The sequence below is a fragment of the Pseudomonas arcuscaelestis genome (assembly GCF_016881005.1).
GTDB lineage: Bacteria > Pseudomonadota > Gammaproteobacteria > Pseudomonadales > Pseudomonadaceae > Aquipseudomonas > Aquipseudomonas arcuscaelestis.
The window spans coordinates 35,059-51,140 of sequence record NZ_JACOPV010000021.1 but is presented as its reverse complement, the minus strand read 5'-3'; the positions used below and the strand labels follow the sequence as shown (position 1 = coordinate 51,140).

Here is a 16,082-nt window from a genome sequence, read left to right as displayed (position 1 = left end):
GTATCTGTAGATGTTTAGCGGGTTAGCATAGTGGTCTGTTTTACTCAGTCTTTATAACGGGAGTCTCCATGAGTGCCGTCACTCGCGCAGCCGTCGAAGCCGTTCTTCGCCAGTACACCGACCCTTATTTGAACCTGGACCCGGTTAGTGCCGGCTGTGTGCAAGCGATCGATATCCAGGGCGAGCGGGTCAGTGTCCAGTTGCAACTGGGCTATGCTGCCGGCCTGTTCAAGAACGGTTGGGCGCAAGTCCTGCAAACCGCCATCGAGGGGGTCGACGGGGTTGTCTCGGCTAAGGTCGAGATCAATTGTGTGATTGCCGAGCATAAAGCCCAGGCACAGATCCCGGGCCTTGCCAACGTCAAGAACATCATTGCCGTTGCCTCGGGCAAGGGTGGAGTGGGCAAGTCCACCACCGCCGCCAACCTCGCCCTGGCGCTGGCCCGCGAGGGGGCCCGGGTGGGTATCCTCGATGCCGATATCTATGGCCCCAGCCAGGGCGTGATGTTTGGCATTCCTGAGCGCACGCGTCCGCAGATCCGCGACCAGAAGTGGTTTGTTCCGCTCAAGGCTCACGGCGTCGAAGTTATGTCCATGGCGTTTCTGACCGACGACAACACCCCGATGGTCTGGCGTGGACCAATGGTTTCGGGAGCATTGCTGCAATTGGTAACGCAGACTGCGTGGGACAATCTCGACTACCTGGTGATCGACATGCCACCCGGCACCGGTGACATTCAGCTGACGCTGGCGCAGAAGGTTCCGGTTGCAGGCTCGGTGATCGTAACCACGCCGCAAGACCTCGCCCTGATCGACGCCAAGAAAGGCGTTGAAATGTTCCGCAAGGTCAATATCCCGGTGTTGGGTGTGGTCGAGAACATGGCCGTGCATATCTGTTCCAACTGTGGCCATGCCGAGCATCTGTTTGGTGAGGGTGGTGGAGAGAAGCTGGCTGAGCAATATGGGGTGGAGCTTCTGGCTTCGCTGCCGCTGTCTATGCTGATTCGTGAACAGGCCGACAGTGGTAAGCCGACTGCCATTGCCGAGCCGGAAAGCCAGATTGCCATGGTTTACCAGGAACTGGCTCGTCAGGTGGGAGCGCGCATTGTGTTGCAGGAAGCCGCAGCGCCAGCGATGCCGAACATTACCATCAGCGAAGACTGATACGGTTGTAGAGGGCTCTGTAATGGGCCCTGGCGGTGGCCTGTAATGGGCTGCCGCGCTGGCGTAGTGGGTGTGTGTTCTATGTGGCGACAGCTTGAATCGCAGGCATAAAAAAACCCCGCCTGTTAAGGGCGGGGTTTTTTCAAGCTGTAAAGCGGAAGTTAGATAACTTCTACTTCTTCAGCCTGCATGCCTTTCTGACCGCGGGTAGCGATGAAAGAGACCGCTTGGCCTTCTTTCAGGCTCTTGAAGCCGTCAGCCTTGATGGCTTTGAAGTGTACGAACAGGTCGTCACCGGATTGTGGGGTGATGAAGCCGAAGCCTTTTTCATCGTTGAACCACTTAACGGTACCGGTTTGGCGATTGGACATTGTCTGTCTCCTTGGACGAAGTTAACTACAACTCAGGAATTGCCCTGGTCGAGACTGAGTGCAAAGAGGCAGAAAAATCATGAAGATGGGTTGATCGAGATCTTGCATCAGGTAGATATTCTCAGTGACACGTGCAGCACAGTGGCGTCACCTTAACCCTTTTTCCAGAACGTGCCAATGGTCTTGTTAAGCTTTCGCGCAAATCATGACTGACGGTGCTGCACGCCCCGCTGAAAGCCCCGGCGCACGGGGGATTCGACCTCTGACGCTGCACGGAACTTTGAACCAGGCGTCAGGCCCGGTAAGATGCGCCACAGAATTTCTTCACCTCGTTACTTCAGGACACCCGCCATGAGCATCAAATCGGACAAGTGGATTCGCCGCATGGCGCAGGAACACGGCATGATCGAGCCGTTCGTCGAGCGCCAGGTGCGCGGTGAGAGCGACAACCGCCTGATCTCCTTCGGTGTCTCCAGCTACGGCTACGATGTACGCTGCGCCGACGAGTTCAAGGTCTTCACCAACATCAACTCGGCGACCGTCGATCCGAAAAATTTCGATGCCGGCAGCTTTGTCGACGTCAAAAGTGATGTCTGCATCATTCCGCCGAACTCCTTTGCCCTGGCCCGCACCGTGGAGTACTTCCGTATTCCGCGCAATGTGCTGACCATTTGCCTGGGCAAGAGCACCTATGCCCGTTGCGGGATCATCGTCAACGTCACCCCGCTCGAGCCCGAGTGGGAAGGTCACGTGACGCTCGAGTTCTCCAACACCACGACCTTGCCGGCAAAGATTTACGCCAACGAGGGTGTGGCGCAGATGCTGTTCCTGGAGTCCGATGAAGAGTGCGAAGTCTCGTACAAGGATCGCGGCGGCAAGTACCAGGGGCAACGCGGTGTCACGCTGCCACGCACTTGATCCGATAAAACCAGGGAATTGTTTTTCTCTGGCAGACTCCTATTAGGTGAACTGTTTCGCCAGGCAACAGGCCTGGCGAACGTTACCAAGCCAAGGAGTTGCCCATGAAACTCGACCCGACCATCAGTGCCAAGCTGGCCGTGTTGCAGCCCAACCACATCGGTGTAATGGCCTGGTCGCTGCTGGCCCATCCGCATCCGTATAGCGTGCACGCGGGCGGTGTGCCCGGTCAGCCCGATCCGGATACGCCCGACCAGCCGCAACCCGGCGAAAACCAGCCAATGGAGCCGGGTGAGCCGACGCTTCCAGACGAAGCGCCTCCCGCGCCTGTAGCGTAAGGCCGCTCAGCCCAACAACGTCACGGCGATAACAGGTAACCACTGCGGTAGGCCTGGTTGCCCGCCACGTGGGCGATGACCATGCCGGTGGTTGCCATGCGGCGTAGAGAGCGGGCGTAGAGCAGGCCTGGCTGCACGTTGCGTACCGGTGTCACTCGATCATTGAGTGGGTCGATAACCTGCGCAATCAACTGCCCTGCCTCCAGGTATTGTCCGGGTTGTGCGTGGAACACCAATAGTCCCCCTAGTGGCGTGGCTACTGGCTCTACACCTGCCAGTGGCGTGGCGGCATAGCTCAGCTCCGGCAGACTTGTGGGCTCACCGGCTATCGCCCCATAACGGGTCAGATAGGCCAGAATTGCTGCGCAATCCTTTTCTGCCAGCGGGTGGCTGACATCTCCCTGGCCGCGCAACTCGACGGTGACTGAAAAGCTGCCCTGCGGTATCGGGAATTGCTTGCCGAAGCGCTGCTGCAGTTGCCACCAAACCAGAGTGAAACACTCGTCGAACGACTGACCACCGGAATCGGTAGCCAGAAGACTGGCCTGGGCGCCTAGATAGCGCGACAGCGGCTCGACTTGCGACCAGGCTTCCGGGGTGGTGTACAAATGGACGACCGCGTCGAAATCGCAATGCAGGTCCAGCACCATCTCCGCATCGCAAGCCAGTCGCTGCAGCGTCAACCGTTGCGACTGCAGCGGGGTGTGCGCAGGTTGGGCGTCCAGCAGGCGACGCAGGCATTCGCGAATCAAGGCAACGTTATGCGCAGGGTCCTGGGTCAAATGTGCTTCGATCTGATCGCCGATGGAGTCGCTAAGGTCGACAAAGTTGCGGTTGAAGTTCTCGCCACTCTGCAATTCGAAGCGCCCCAGCGGTACATCCAGCAAAACCTGTTCCAGGCCCACTGGGTTGGCAATCGGCACCAGAACGATTTCACGCTGCAGCAGGCCCTGGGCTTCGAGCTCGCCCAAGCGTTGTTTGAGATGCCAGGCCACCAGCATGCCTGGCAGTTCGTCAGCGTGCAGCGAGGCCTGAATGTAGATTTTGCCGGCACCACGGGGGCCGAAGTGAAAGCTGTGGATCTGGCGGGCGATACCAGGAACCGGTGCCAGAATGTCGTGGGTCGAGTGGTGCATGTCAGTCCTAGTGAGTCGGTCCGGAAGGAGCCAGTCAGCGCCGGCGGCATGATGATATAAGCATAAACTTGCTGATCATGCAGGCCTTCGGCGCTTGTCGCAGGACAAGCCCCACCCCCACTGGTGGGACTTGCAGACACGCACGTCAGTACCTGGCGTCCACCGGCTTGCCGCCGTTTGGCCAGTCGTTGACTTTGTCCGGGAAGTCCGGCCGCGGCTGTTGCGAGAACCACGCCGCAACATCCACTGCTTCCTGATCACTCAAGCCGCCCTGGCCAAGCGGGAAGCGCTCATGAAAGCCGATGGGCATGTTGCGTTTGACGAACGCCGCGGCAGTGTAGGTGCGGGCCATGCCGGCACCGATGTTAAAGGACTGCTCACCCCAGAGCGGTGGAAAGACCATGCTGCCATCTTCGCGTGCCAACCCCTCGCCGTTGGTGCCATGGCACACGGCGCACTGTTTGGCGTACACCAGCTCGCCGTTGGCCAGATCGGGCTTGATTGCCGGGTCTATCTTGCCAACTCCCCGTCCAGCTACCTTGTCCCCTGGTTGGGTATTGTTTTTCATCCAATCGAAATAGGCGACCATGGCCTGCATATCGGCCGATTGCGGGGGAATTGGCTTGCCATTCATCGAGCGGCGGAAGCAGCCGTTGATGCGTTCTTCGAGCGTGATGATCTTTCCGGCCCGCGGCGCATAGCCAGGGAAAAATGCGGATACCCCGACAAATGGCGAGCCGTCAGCCACGGTGCCAGCGTTGAGGTGGCAACTGGTGCAATTTAGTGCATTGCCGACATTGTCCGGCAGCAACTCCTTGGTCTGCAGGTGTAGTCGCATACCACGAACAACTTGGTCGGCATTTGGTGCGGCCAGCAGATCGGCCAGGCGCGGGGTTTCGAATGCCGTTGAATCGGTTGTTTGTGGATTGAGCTGGCCACGCAGCTTTTTCACTTGCTCCTGGGAAATTGCAGAACCTTGGTTGCCCCAACGGTTGCGAACGAAACTGAGGATCTCGGCGATCTCCTGATCCGACAGTCGGGCAAACCCGGGCATGGTATAGACCCGCGAATGAGTGGCGGTCTGCGCGGTTTTCCAGCCGGTCAGCGTGATGTGCAAAAGCGACGTCGGGTCGCTGGAGGCAATGCTCGGGTTGCCCGCCAATGGCGGAAACATGCCCGGCACGCCAGCGCCGTCGGTACGGTGGCAATCGCTGCAGAATTGGGTGTAACCCAGCCCACCTCGGCTGCTGAACAGATCGGTGGGGGCGGTGGTCGGTGCCAGGGCGACGGCCGGCATCGGCAAGTCGTTTTCACCAGGTGGCAAGGACTTCAGGTAGCTGGCAATGGCCGTGAGGTCAGCGTCGCTGAAATGCTGGGTGCTGTGGTGAATCACATCGGCCATGTTCCCTGAAACCGTGGCGAAACGGTTTTGTCCGGTCTTGAGCAATTGCACGGTATCGGGCACCGTCCACAAGTTGCGCAGGCTCAGAGCGCGCCAGTGCTCCACGGTTTCACCGGCAAGAAAGTGCTTGCCGCTGCTGCCTGCATCGCTCATGGCCTTTTCCTGGAAGGCAATGCCGCGCGGTGTATGGCAGGCGCCACAGTGGCCCAGGCCCTGTACCAGGTAGGCGCCTCGATTGATGAGCGGCGAGCGGTCGGGGTCTGGCTCGAACGGCTGATCGTCGACAAAGGCCCAATTCCACAATGCCAACCCCCAGCGCATATTGAACGGCCAGCTCATGTCGGCGGCCTGGTTAGCCTGATTGATGGGTGCTACTGATTGCAGGTAGGCATACAGCGCGCGCATATCCTCTTCTGTCATTTTTGCATAGGAGGGGTAGGGCATTGCCGGGTATAGGTGGGTGCCATCGGCACTCACCCCTTCGCGCATGGCTTTGTCGAACTGCTCGAAACTGTAGCGACCAATCCCGGTGTCTGGGTCTGGGGTGATGTTGCTTGAATAGATTGTGCCCATGGGCGTCTGCAGTTGCAGCCCGCCGGCCATGAGCGGGCCATCCGGGGCGGTGTGACAAGCAATGCAGTCGCCCAGTTGAGCAACGTATTTGCCACGTTCGAGCAGTGTGTTGTCGGAAGGGGGGAGCGCGGTTGCTGGCTCGGCAGCGTGAAGGGCGGGTAACAGCAGGAGCGTCGAGGCGCACAGGGCCAAACGGGAGAGTACGGATGCCATTGCTTATTCCTTTAGTCACCTGGCCTGGGGTGGTCCCCTAGAGCGCAGGTGTGCAATCGTTTTTATGATTCATCAGGCAGTATTGGGGACGAAACTTGTCCTGGCTTCGTTGTAGAGCAATTGTTGGCAAAGGCAGTTGATATGGATCAGCGCAGCCGGCATTGCACCGGCTGCGGGCATTGGCAGGTTACTTGCCCGGTACCAGGGTCAGGCGTTTGCTGGCGTAGGCGCGATCGAAGTTCTGCGATTGCAGCGGCAGGGTCATGTAACGCCCCTTGAACCAGGCATCCAGGCCATCGGCAAAGTGCGCGCTGGCCGGGTTGCCGGACTGCCCGCTGCTGCTCTGCAACTGCAATGGTTCGCTCTGGCCGAAGTCCACCACCATGCGCAGGGAAGGGGCCAACTGGGCGTTGAAATCCCTGCCCCAGGCATATGGCGCCAGGTTCAAGGTACTGTGATCGCCACCTGTGGCTTGAGGGCTGCGGCTGATCGCGTCACCGAGGCCATGGAAGGTTGGCGCAGGCCAGCGGTACTGGTGCAGCTTGCCCCATTGCCAGGCGCGACGGTCGCCGCCCAATTGGGTCTCACCGGCGCTGATGGCCGCGGCCAGGCTGCGGGCAAGGATCGCGGGTTTATCTTCTTTCTGCGCCGTGCGCAGGTCGTCCCAGAACGGGCTGTCTTCACGACCAAGCAAATGGTCCGCCTGGGCTGAATAGGACAACCGTGCATTGTTGACGAAGGCCCGCCAGGTCGCTGAATTCTCCGGGCCGAGCTCATCTAGGAAGGTCGCTTTCGCGCTTTCCTGCAGAAACAGTTCGTACAGTGCAGCGTCGGCAGAGGTGGTGCTCAGCCTTCCGTCGAAAGCCATCAAGCGGGTGTAGGCCTCGCGTGCCTTGCTGCGTTGATCAACTGGCAAGGCATCGATTGCTTGTTTCAAGGGCTGGGCCATGCCCGGCGCTTCGAACATCTGCTTGAGCTTGCTGGCAAACAACGTGGTCTGGTCATTTTGCATGGTGATCAGGCTGCGGCTGTCATGTTTGCCATTGGCGGCCAGTTGCCCCAGGCGCTCGGCCCGCTCCGGGTAGTACCAGCTGTTGGAAAGCTGCATCCCGTAGCCTTTGGGGACGCTACGCTGATTGGCATTGCCCAGCCATCCTTGTTGCGGGTCTTGATCGTATGGGTGGAGCATGGGATCGGCATAACCATCCCAGTCATAGCGCCCATCCCAGCCCGGTGAAGGCAGTAGCCCCTGACCCTCGCGACGGTTAGGGAAACGTCCGCTGACCTGCCAGCCGATATTGCTCGCGTCGGCGAAGACGAAATTCAGTGCTGCTGCCCCGATTTCGCGAGTGTTATCGAAAGCCCGCTCGACGTTCTGCGCTCGTGACAGGTTGAAGAAGGCGTCCAGGCTCTGGTCGCCCTTGAACTGGGGCAACTGCAATGCCAGGCCCAGGCTTGTATTCTGCGGCTGTCCGAGCAAAGTACCGTGACGAGTGTCGTAGAGCGTCTCGCGCTGGGGACGCTGGCCCCTGATGAAGAAGGTTTCGTTGCGCGCCAACGCCGGGAGCCACTTGCCATCGGCCTGGTACAGCAGACGGCTGCCTTCACGCTTGAGCCGTTCGAAATACAGGTCCTGATTGTCGGCCATGACGGCGCTGGCGCTCCAGGCCAGCTTGCCGTTGTACCCCGCGAGCAGCAGCGGCAAGCCGGCAATCGAGACCCCGGCGGCCTGGTACTTGGGTGATCGGATCTGCACCGGGGTCATGGCCCAGGCACCCAGGTTGTCGCTGGCCAGCAAGCTCTTGCCGCTACGGCTGCGGTGTGGCGCTATGGCCCAATTACTGGAGCCGGCAGCACCGAGCAAATTCAGCCCGGCCAATTGTTCGCTGGCAGCGTTGAGCGGCGCCAGCCAGGCCAGTTGGCTACCAAGGCTGAGGCCTTTGAGCTTGTCGGCTTCGGCTGTTGGCAGGGGTTCGTCAGGATAGCTTGGCAACAGCCACGGCAGTTTGTCGTTGCCGACTTTCTGTGCCAGGGTCAGGGCGGCCAGCTCTTCTTGCAGATTGACCGACTGGCTGAAGTTGTACAGACAGAAAATCAGCGCCGAGTCTTCAGGTTGCCAATACTGCGCACGGTATCCCGTTTGTGCCAGTGGCGCTGGCAGTTTGTCGCGGTAGCGGAACATGTAGGCGTTGACGCCACGGGCATACACTTCGAAAAAGCGCTTCAGGCGTGGCGAGGCGTCGGCATAGAGCTGATTGGCAGTCTTCTTCAAGTTTGCTGCGCGCATCAAACGGTCGACTTCCAGAACTTCGGGGCCGGCTATTTCGGCCAGTCGGCCTTGCGCCAACAAACGCATGCCGACCATTTGGCCGATGCGGTCTCCGGCATGCACATAACCCAAGGCGAACAGGGCATCGTGGAAGTTGCTGCTTTCGATCAGTGGCATGCCTTGGGCGTTGCGTCGCACCGATACGTTTTGGGCCAGTCCTTTTAGCGGTTGCACACCGCTGGTAGGTGGCACGCTATCGCGATGGCCGCCCATTTGGCAGCCACTCAGGGCAGCTAAAGCCAGCATCGCAGCGGCTACGCCGAGCCGGGGTGGGAAAGAGGGGGAGGCTGGCGCGGCCATGATCGGGCTCCTGCAGGGCGTGGCGTCTAAAAGGCGCTACGTTAGTGAGCCCGACCACGCCATGCAAGCGGGGCGCAGCCTTTATTTTCCGGGCTGCTCAAAGGCCACTATCAGGCTCCGTGGCACTTCTTGAACTTCTTGTTGCTGCCGCATGGGCACGGATCGTTGCGGCCAACGTCTTTCAAGGCGTTGCGCACCGGCTCCTGATGGCCCTGATTGCAGTTAGGGCCGTGAACATGGCCGTGGTCATGGTCGTGATGATCATGATCGTGGTTGCAGTCTGGGCCATGGACATGAGGCTGTTGGGTCATTGCGGGTTACTCCGGTAAAAGATCGCCGGGAATTATCTCACCACTGCGCGACAAGTGCATTTCGCGGGTGAAGATTAATCCACTGTTAAGTTCGCCATCGAGGCGGTAACGCAACGGACCATCGGTTTTCTTGAGCATTTTGGCCAGGGGTTTGACCTGCTGCCAAAGATTGGTACGCACCGGAATCTTGAAAGTTCGCCGGGCATGGCCACCGACGCTGCGCCACAGGCTGGATTCGCCCTCGGCCAAAAGCAGGTCATTCAGGCGCACGGCATAGGTAAGATTGCGAATGAACAGGCGCCCATCATTCGGATTATCGACCCGCACATGCAGGACGAACTCTTGCTCCAGCAGACGCACCTTGACCGCTTCGACCTTTACCAGGTGGACTTCGGGGTCTCGGTAGTCGCCGCCAATCCAACTGGCGCAGCCCGTCAGTTGCAGTAGCAGAAAGCTCAACAGCAACAGACGGGTCATCGAATTCAGCTCCCTATGTAACTGGCGCAGCATTTCTTGAATTTCTGCCCGCTGGCGCAAGGGCAGGCGTCGTTACGACCCGCTTTGAGTCCTACTGTCGGATCGATGAAGTACCACTGTCCGCCGTGTTGCACGAAGGCTGAACGTTCGCGATGGCTGTGTTCACCGTCATGGTCATGCCAGCGAGCGGTGAAGGTGACGAAAGCATGCTCAGGCTGGCCGCCGAATACTTCGGCGCTCTCTACCTCAAGGCCCAGCCAGGTGCTCTGTGCGCTCCACGCGGCAATCGCGGCGCGGTCAAGGCCCGCTTGCTGGGCCGGCAGGGTGGTTTTGATCAGATAATCGATGAGTCCCAATACATAAGCGCTGTAGCGTGATCGCATCAAAGCCTGTGCATCGGGAGCCGGATGCCCGGCGTGATAGTGTCCGCAACAGGCGTCGAGCAAGTTACCGCTGCCGCAGGGACAAACCGAGACACTCATTGTTTCACCACCAGTACTTGCCAAAATTTTGCGGGTTGGCCCAGAACTTGGCGTTTAGCCAGTCCGGGACCTGTTTATATTCACGTAGATCATAGGTGAACAGGCTCAGAACCTGATCATCACGTTGAAACTTTTCGTTGACCTGCATGGCCAGGGCGAAAAAATCGGTTTCCTGCCAGCCACAGGCGTTCATGTCGGCCAGCACGGCCACCCGGCTGGCGTTCAGATTGCGGATGCCCCCCAATAACTGCAGACCATCGCGTTTGGGCAAATGCTCAAGGCAATCGACCAGCAGGGCGAGGTCAAAGCGCTGGGCTGCCAGTTCCTTTGGCAGAAGGCCCGGTTCAGCCTGGGCAATGTCCACCTGCGGGTGTGCCTGGACGAAGGCCTCCAAAGCTGGGAAACGCGTGCCAACCAGCAACAGGCGTTGCGGTGGATGGCGTTCAAGCAGCGCTGCCAGTGCTTGTTGTGGCGTACGCTGGGAAAATCCGTCAATCATCGGGAATCCTCGGTCAGATGCGTCAAGACTAACGGTCCGCGGCTGTCAGGCATAGTGGCTGACGGCCGCGTCATGGCTTATTGCTGGCGGAGATGGTTTGGGCGGTCTTTACTCCCAGAGCATCGGTTTAAACCGATTCCCCCTAGGAGATGCAACAAAATGAGCATAGTACGCACAGCATTACCTCTGGTTCTGCTAACCAGCGTGTTGACTGGTTGCGCAGGTTTGCAAAAGACCGACTGGCCGAAGTGTGCTGCCGTCGGGGGTGTAGGCGGCGCCGCATTGGGCGCTATAGAAAGCTCCAGCTGGGCCGGCTGGGGCGCGTTGCTTGGCGCCGGTATGGCGGCTGGCTATTGCTGGGCCCACGGCGATGGGGATGAAGACGGTGATGGTGTACCCGACAGCCGCGACAAGTGCCCAGGTACCCCGCCTGGCGTGCAAGTCGATGCCAATGGCTGCCCACCCGAGCCTGTTGTGGTCGAAGAAGTGGTGGTGGTCAAGGAAGAGGTCATCGTCATTCGCGATGTTCGCTTCGAGTTCGATTCGGCCAGGCTGACAGCGGCGGACAAGGAGCGCCTCAATACCATCGCAACCCGCCTGAAAAATGAAGCCCCTACAGCCCGGTTGAGCGTAACCGGCCACACCGACAGCGTCGGCCGTGACGCCTATAACCAGAAACTTTCGGAACAGCGTGCCCAGTCGGTTACCGACTACCTGGTTAGCAGCGGTGTGCCGCAAGCCAGCTTCGTTTCGGTCCAGGGGGCCGGTGAGTCCCGTCCGGAAGCGGATAATGCCACCGCAGAAGGTCGCGCAATGAACCGCCGCGTCGAGATTCGTATCGAGCGTTGACCCACATACGGCCTGCGCCTTGAGAAGTGTTGCAGGCCGGTCTTTACTCCTGTGTGACCGGCAGACGCCGGTGACACAGGAGCTATTCCCATGAGTGTTCTCTCCAAGGCCGCAGTGCCAGTGTTGGTAACTGCAAGCCTGCTCTCCGGTTGCGCCACCCACAGCGATGGCAGCGCACCACTCAATCAAAGGACCTGGCCAATCTGCAGCCTGCTCGGTGGTTTAGTGGGTGGTGGACTGGGGGCTATCGAAAGTTCTGCCTGGGCGGCCGGTGCCGGTGCTGCCGGGGTTATTGCTGGCGGACTGATCTGTTATGCCCAGGATGGTGATGAGGATGAAGATGGTGTCTTCGATCGCCGCGATCGTTGCCCGGACACCCCTGCCAATACACCGGTAAGTCATACCGGTTGCCCGTTGCCGCAGTATCCGGTTGCCGAGAAAGTGGTTGAGCCTGAAATCATCACCCTTAATGATCAAGGCTCGGTGATGTTTGCCTACAATTCTGCCGAACTGACCACCGGTGCCCATAGCCAATTGCAAACCCTGGTCGACAAACTCAACGCGCCCAGTGTGGTCAGCATCAAGGTTATCGGTCATACCGATAGCCAAGGCTCCGACGTCTATAACCAGACGCTTTCCGAGCAGCGTGCCAATAGCGTTGCCGAGTACCTGATCAACCAAGGTGTGGCGCCGTCCAAGCTCACCAGCCAGGGCCGCGGCGAAAGCGAGCCGATTGCCGATAATGAAACCGAAGCCGGGCGGGCGCAGAACCGTCGGGTAGAACTGCACCTCAATTGATCAAGCCTCTGGTGCAGGGTCCTGCCAGCCGTTACTGTGGTAGGCGATGCCATGCAATTGGCATCGCCAACGAACAATAACAGCAGGGGCGCATATGAAAGGCTTTCTGGCGCTGGGCAAGGCTTTGACGGTGGTGTTCTGGTGGGTTGTGCTGGTGAATTTGCTAATTCCCCAGGAATACCCCTTCAATCGTTTGATCGGTCTGGCCGGCGCAGGCTTGCTTGGACTGCACCTGCTGGAAGTGCTTTTTTTCAATGGCCGCCTTCGCGGGCGTAGCCACCGCTGGTTTGACCGCTTGCAGATCCTGCTGGTCGGTATCTTTCATGTTCTTTCGATTCCGGCGCCACGTCAGGAGACTCCCCATGCGTAAGTTGGTTTTGCTTGCAGCGCTGTTCAGCCCTTTGGTGCTGGCTGAGTCGATCAGTGTTGCACCGCATTCGGTATTGCGTTTGCCGAACAAGTCCAGTGTTGTGCATCTGCAGCGCCTGGAAGTGGCTGATGCGGCGACGCTGTTGTTGCCGGCCAGCCTGGTCGAGTTGAAAGTGGACGACCTGCGTTTGGGCCAGGAGGCACGCATTGCCGTTGCCCCTGCGCAAAGTACCTTGCGCCTGGAAGTGACGCGGGCGCAGTTGGGTGAGGGGAGCCAGATTGCGGCACGCGGTGCTCCCGGCACCTATGAACGCGCGGCGATGGCCGGGCGCGACCTGGATTTGCAATTGCATGCCGTGCAGGCGTCGTTGCTGGCAATCGATGCCCGCGGTGGGACCGGTGCGCCGGGTTTCGTCGGGCTTGACGGCGCCAATGGCAAACCTGGCGGCTGTACCTGGGGTCAGGCAAGCCGGGGGGCTAATGGCGACAATGGCGGTAACGGTCAGGATGGCGCGGCCGGTGGTCGCGTGCACCTGGTATTGCCCGCAGATTTTCCGGCAGAGCGCATCAAGGTCCAGCTTGATGGCGGCGCCCCTGGCTTGGCCGGTTCTGCTGGCAAGGCGGGGGCTGGAGGGGCGAGTAAAGGCTGCCTGGTGTATCGCACGGCTGCAGGTGCACCCGGTAAGCCAGGAACGGCTGGCCAGCCAGGGTTGGCCGGCAATGCCGGCGAGCTGATTCTGCAGCGCCTGTAGTTCACGCTTGCGATGGGCTGCGTAGCCCATCGCAAGACAACGTCATATCGCCAGACGCGTAGTTGCAACCAGCACCACCGCGATACCGACCAACAGGTTGATACCCACCAAGCGACGAATTTTTCCCAGGACTTGCGCACCGGTTGGCCAGTCCTGCGCCTGCACCGCCTTGCGCAATTGCGGGAACAGCAATGTGTTGACGCGAATGAACAGCGCAATCATCACAATCGAGCCGCCCATCATCACCTGCACGTAGCGCGGGGCTGCGTCAAATCCACCAAAGCGCATGTGCAACATACCCACGCCGCTGATCGCCAGCGCTGCGATTGCCACCCAGACCCATCCAAAAAAACGTTGAAACACTTCAACCCACAGGCGCAGGCGCTCGGGCCCCTGCAGGGCTGAAACCGCCGCTGGGCGCAGGATCAGCCAGGCGAAGAACATCCCACCCACCCATACCAGGGCGGCCAGAACGTGCAGGCTATAAGGAAGGGAAAAGGCAGTCATCAGGATCTCCATTCGGCGCAAGGGGCAATAGCGGGGTATGATAGCGACCCAATCGAAACACTGAAAATTTATCCAGCCCTTCGGGCGCCCCGACACCATGATCAGCAACGAACTCAAAACCACGATTCAGGGCGCCTATTCGCGTTTTCTCGAAGCCAAGAGCCTCAAGCCACGCTACGGCCAGCGCCTGATGATCGCCGAAGTCGCCAAGGTGCTTGGCGATATCGAATGCGACGATGAAGGTCGACGTTCCGGCGAGCCCGCTGTGGTGGCGGTCGAGGCCGGTACTGGTACCGGCAAGACGGTCGCCTACAGCCTGGCCTCCATTCCGGCAGCCAAGGCTGCTGGAAAGCGCTTGGTAATTGCTACTGCGACAGTGGCCCTGCAGGAGCAGATCGTCTTCAAGGATCTGCCCGATCTGATGCGCAACAGCGGACTGAACTTCAGCTTTGCCTTGGCCAAGGGGCGCGGCCGCTACCTGTGCCTGTCCAAGCTCGACCTGCTGTTGCAGGAAGGCCACGCGCAATCGGCTACCGCCCAGTTGTTCGAGGAAGATGGTTTCAAGATCGAGGTGGACGAGGTCAGCCAGAAGCTGTTCACCAGCATGATCGAAAAACTTGCCGGTAATCGCTGGGATGGTGACCGAGACAGCTGGCCCCAGGCCCTGGAAGACCAGGACTGGGCGCGCCTGACTACTGACCATAGCCAGTGCACCGGCCGCCACTGCCCGAATTTTGGCCAATGCACGTTCTATAAAGCACGTGAAGGCATGGGCAAGGTCGATGTGATCGTCACCAACCACGACATGGTCCTGGCGGACCTGGCGTTGGGCGGTGGAGCGGTGCTGCCTGATCCGCGAGACACCATCTATGTGTTCGACGAGGGCCATCACCTGCCCGACAAGGCTATTGGTCATTTTGCCCATTACACCCGCCTGCGTTCTACCGCCGACTGGCTTGAGCAAACCGCCAAGAACCTGGCCAAACTGTTGGCCCAACACCCGCTGCCGGGTGATCTGGGTAAATTGATCGAGCAAGTGCCTGAGCTGGCCCGCGAGATCAAGGCGCAGCAGCAGTTCATGTTCAGCGCCTGCGAGCAGGTGGCCGATTTCCGTCCTGGTGAAGATACAGAAGGCCGCGAGCGGCCTCGACATCGCTTCGTCGCCGGCGTGGTGCCGGAGCATATGCGCGAAATGGGCATCGAACTGAAAAAGGGCTTTTCCCGCCTGACCGACCTGTTCACTCGCCTGACCGAGTTGCTCAAGGAAGGCATGGATGCTGAAAAGAGTATCGGCATCGCCAGTCATCAAGCTGAAGAATGGTACCCACTGTTCGGCAGCCTGTTGATGCGCGCCCAGGGCAATTGGGAGTTGTGGACCGCCTTTACCGCTGAAGATCCTGAAGACAGCCCGCCCATGGCTCGCTGGCTGACCCTGGCGGAAAGCGGGGCCTTGTTCGACATTGAGGTCAATGCCAGCCCGATTCTGGCGGCCGAAATGTTGCGTCGTAACTTGTGGAGCGTTGCCCACGGCGCGCTGGTTACCTCGGCAACGCTGACCGCATTAGGTAAGTTCGATCGTTTCCGCATGCGCGCCGGCCTGCCCAAGACCGCTGTGACCAGTGTTGTTCCCAGTCCATTCCACCATGTCGATGCAGGGGTGCTGCGCGTGCCAGACTTGCGTGCCGACCCCAGGGATGCCGTGGCCCACACGGCGGCTATCATTCGCGACTTGCCGGACCTGGTCGAAGGTTCGCGAGGCTCGCTGGTGTTGTTTTCCTCGCGCAAGCAAATGCAGGACGTATTCGACGGACTGGATCGAGATTGGCGCAAGCAGGTGTTCATTCAGGGCAATCTGTCCAAGCAGGAAACCTTGAACAAGCACAAGGCACGGGTCGATGGTGGTGACGCCAGCGTGCTGTTCGGCTTGGCGAGCTTTGCCGAGGGCGTCGATTTGCCGGGGGCCTACTGTGAGCATGTGGTCATCGCCAAAATCCCCTTTGCGGTTCCCGATGACCCGGTCGAGGCGGCTTTGGCCGAATGGATCGAGGCCCGTGGCGGCAACCCGTTCATGGAAATCGCCGTACCGGACGCCTCGTTGCGCCTGATTCAGGCCTGCGGTCGCCTGCTGCGAACCGAAGAAGATCGCGGCACCATCACATTGCTGGATCGACGTGTGGTCACCCAGCGCTATGGCAAGGCTATTCTCAACGCTCTGCCACCGTTTCGACGGGAAATTTCCTAAACCCCCGGGGATCTATGCTTCGGGGCGTTGTCTATGACTCAGTTCAAGGCCCG

Annotated in this window: 17 protein-coding genes; 8 read left to right on the top strand and 9 right to left on the bottom strand. The window is 59.7% G+C overall.

Annotated elements, in window-relative coordinates; all coding sequences use genetic code 11:
* The first annotated feature begins 68 nt into the window (after positions 1 to 68).
* Complete coding sequence (gene apbC, locus H8F21_RS26245; protein WP_203543482.1) at positions 69 to 1,163, top strand: iron-sulfur cluster carrier protein ApbC; 1,095 nt, start codon at positions 69 to 71, stop codon at positions 1,161 to 1,163.
* Between the two features lie 161 nt (positions 1,164 to 1,324).
* Here apbC and H8F21_RS26240 read toward each other — a convergent pair whose 3' ends face one another.
* Positions 1,325 to 1,534 (bottom strand): cold-shock protein, encoded by a 210-nt coding sequence (locus H8F21_RS26240; RefSeq protein WP_010221054.1) that lies wholly within the window; start codon positions 1,532 to 1,534, stop codon positions 1,325 to 1,327.
* 351 nt (positions 1,535 to 1,885) lie between these two features.
* Here H8F21_RS26240 and dcd point away from each other — a divergent pair, with 351 nt between their 5' ends.
* Complete coding sequence (gene dcd / locus H8F21_RS26235) at positions 1,886 to 2,452, top strand: dCTP deaminase (RefSeq protein WP_028943496.1); 567 nt, start codon at positions 1,886 to 1,888, stop codon at positions 2,450 to 2,452.
* A 104-nt stretch (positions 2,453 to 2,556) separates the two neighbouring features.
* A complete protein-coding gene (locus H8F21_RS26230) occupies positions 2,557 to 2,790 on the top strand; it encodes a hypothetical protein (protein ID WP_203477670.1) in 234 nt (77 codons plus the stop codon).
* Positions 2,791 to 2,810: 20 nt separating this feature from the next.
* On the opposite strand, the gene H8F21_RS26225 is transcribed toward H8F21_RS26230, so the two are convergent.
* From H8F21_RS26225 to H8F21_RS26195, 7 genes are all read right to left on the bottom strand, one after another.
* On the bottom strand, positions 2,811 to 3,926 hold the full coding sequence (locus H8F21_RS26225; protein ID WP_203477667.1) for a succinylglutamate desuccinylase/aspartoacylase family protein: 1,116 nt from the start codon (positions 3,924 to 3,926) through the stop codon (positions 2,811 to 2,813).
* Positions 3,927 to 4,071: 145 nt separating this feature from the next.
* A complete protein-coding gene (locus tag H8F21_RS26220; RefSeq protein WP_203585645.1) occupies positions 4,072 to 6,114 on the bottom strand; it encodes a c-type cytochrome in 2,043 nt (680 codons plus the stop codon).
* Between the two features lie 187 nt (positions 6,115 to 6,301).
* Positions 6,302 to 8,743 (bottom strand): penicillin acylase family protein, encoded by a 2,442-nt coding sequence (locus tag H8F21_RS26215; RefSeq protein ID WP_203477661.1) that lies wholly within the window; start codon positions 8,741 to 8,743, stop codon positions 6,302 to 6,304.
* Positions 8,744 to 8,853: 110 nt separating this feature from the next.
* Positions 8,854 to 9,054 (bottom strand): SEC-C metal-binding domain-containing protein, encoded by a 201-nt coding sequence (locus tag H8F21_RS26210; protein WP_203585644.1) that lies wholly within the window; start codon positions 9,052 to 9,054, stop codon positions 8,854 to 8,856.
* 6 nt (positions 9,055 to 9,060) lie between these two features.
* A complete protein-coding gene (locus H8F21_RS26205) occupies positions 9,061 to 9,531 on the bottom strand; it encodes an LEA/WHy family protein (protein ID WP_408004478.1) in 471 nt (156 codons plus the stop codon).
* A gap of 5 nt (positions 9,532 to 9,536) precedes the next feature.
* Positions 9,537 to 10,013, bottom strand: a complete 477-nt coding sequence (locus H8F21_RS26200; RefSeq protein ID WP_203477658.1) for a YchJ family protein — start codon at positions 10,011 to 10,013, stop codon at positions 9,537 to 9,539.
* A 4-nt stretch (positions 10,014 to 10,017) separates the two neighbouring features.
* Positions 10,018 to 10,512: a DUF6231 family protein gene (locus H8F21_RS26195; RefSeq protein WP_203477650.1), complete on the bottom strand. Its 495-nt coding sequence runs from the start codon at positions 10,510 to 10,512 to the stop codon at positions 10,018 to 10,020.
* A 159-nt stretch (positions 10,513 to 10,671) separates the two neighbouring features.
* Here H8F21_RS26195 and H8F21_RS26190 point away from each other — a divergent pair, with 159 nt between their 5' ends.
* From H8F21_RS26190 to H8F21_RS26175, 4 genes are all read left to right on the top strand, one after another.
* Positions 10,672 to 11,361 (top strand): OmpA family protein, encoded by a 690-nt coding sequence (locus tag H8F21_RS26190; protein ID WP_203477646.1) that lies wholly within the window; start codon positions 10,672 to 10,674, stop codon positions 11,359 to 11,361.
* Between the two features lie 90 nt (positions 11,362 to 11,451).
* Positions 11,452 to 12,159 (top strand): OmpA family protein, encoded by a 708-nt coding sequence (locus tag H8F21_RS26185; RefSeq protein ID WP_203477643.1) that lies wholly within the window; start codon positions 11,452 to 11,454, stop codon positions 12,157 to 12,159.
* A gap of 94 nt (positions 12,160 to 12,253) precedes the next feature.
* Positions 12,254 to 12,529, top strand: a complete 276-nt coding sequence (locus tag H8F21_RS26180) for a DUF1145 domain-containing protein (RefSeq protein ID WP_203477641.1) — start codon at positions 12,254 to 12,256, stop codon at positions 12,527 to 12,529.
* Entirely contained in the window at positions 12,522 to 13,280 is a 759-nt protein-coding gene (locus tag H8F21_RS26175) for a collagen-like protein (RefSeq protein ID WP_203477639.1), read from the top strand. Before H8F21_RS26180 ends, H8F21_RS26175 begins: the two co-directional genes overlap by 8 nt.
* 42 nt (positions 13,281 to 13,322) lie before the next feature.
* Here H8F21_RS26175 and H8F21_RS26170 read toward each other — a convergent pair whose 3' ends face one another.
* The gene (locus H8F21_RS26170; protein ID WP_203477637.1) at positions 13,323 to 13,787 is read right to left on the bottom strand and encodes a CopD family protein; all 465 of its coding nucleotides are present in this window, start codon (positions 13,785 to 13,787) and stop codon (positions 13,323 to 13,325) included.
* 97 nt (positions 13,788 to 13,884) lie between these two features.
* On the opposite strand from H8F21_RS26170, the gene dinG reads away from it, so the two are divergent.
* Complete coding sequence (gene dinG / locus H8F21_RS26165) at positions 13,885 to 16,029, top strand: ATP-dependent DNA helicase DinG (protein ID WP_203477635.1); 2,145 nt, start codon at positions 13,885 to 13,887, stop codon at positions 16,027 to 16,029.
* Positions 16,030 to 16,082 lie beyond the last annotated feature (53 nt).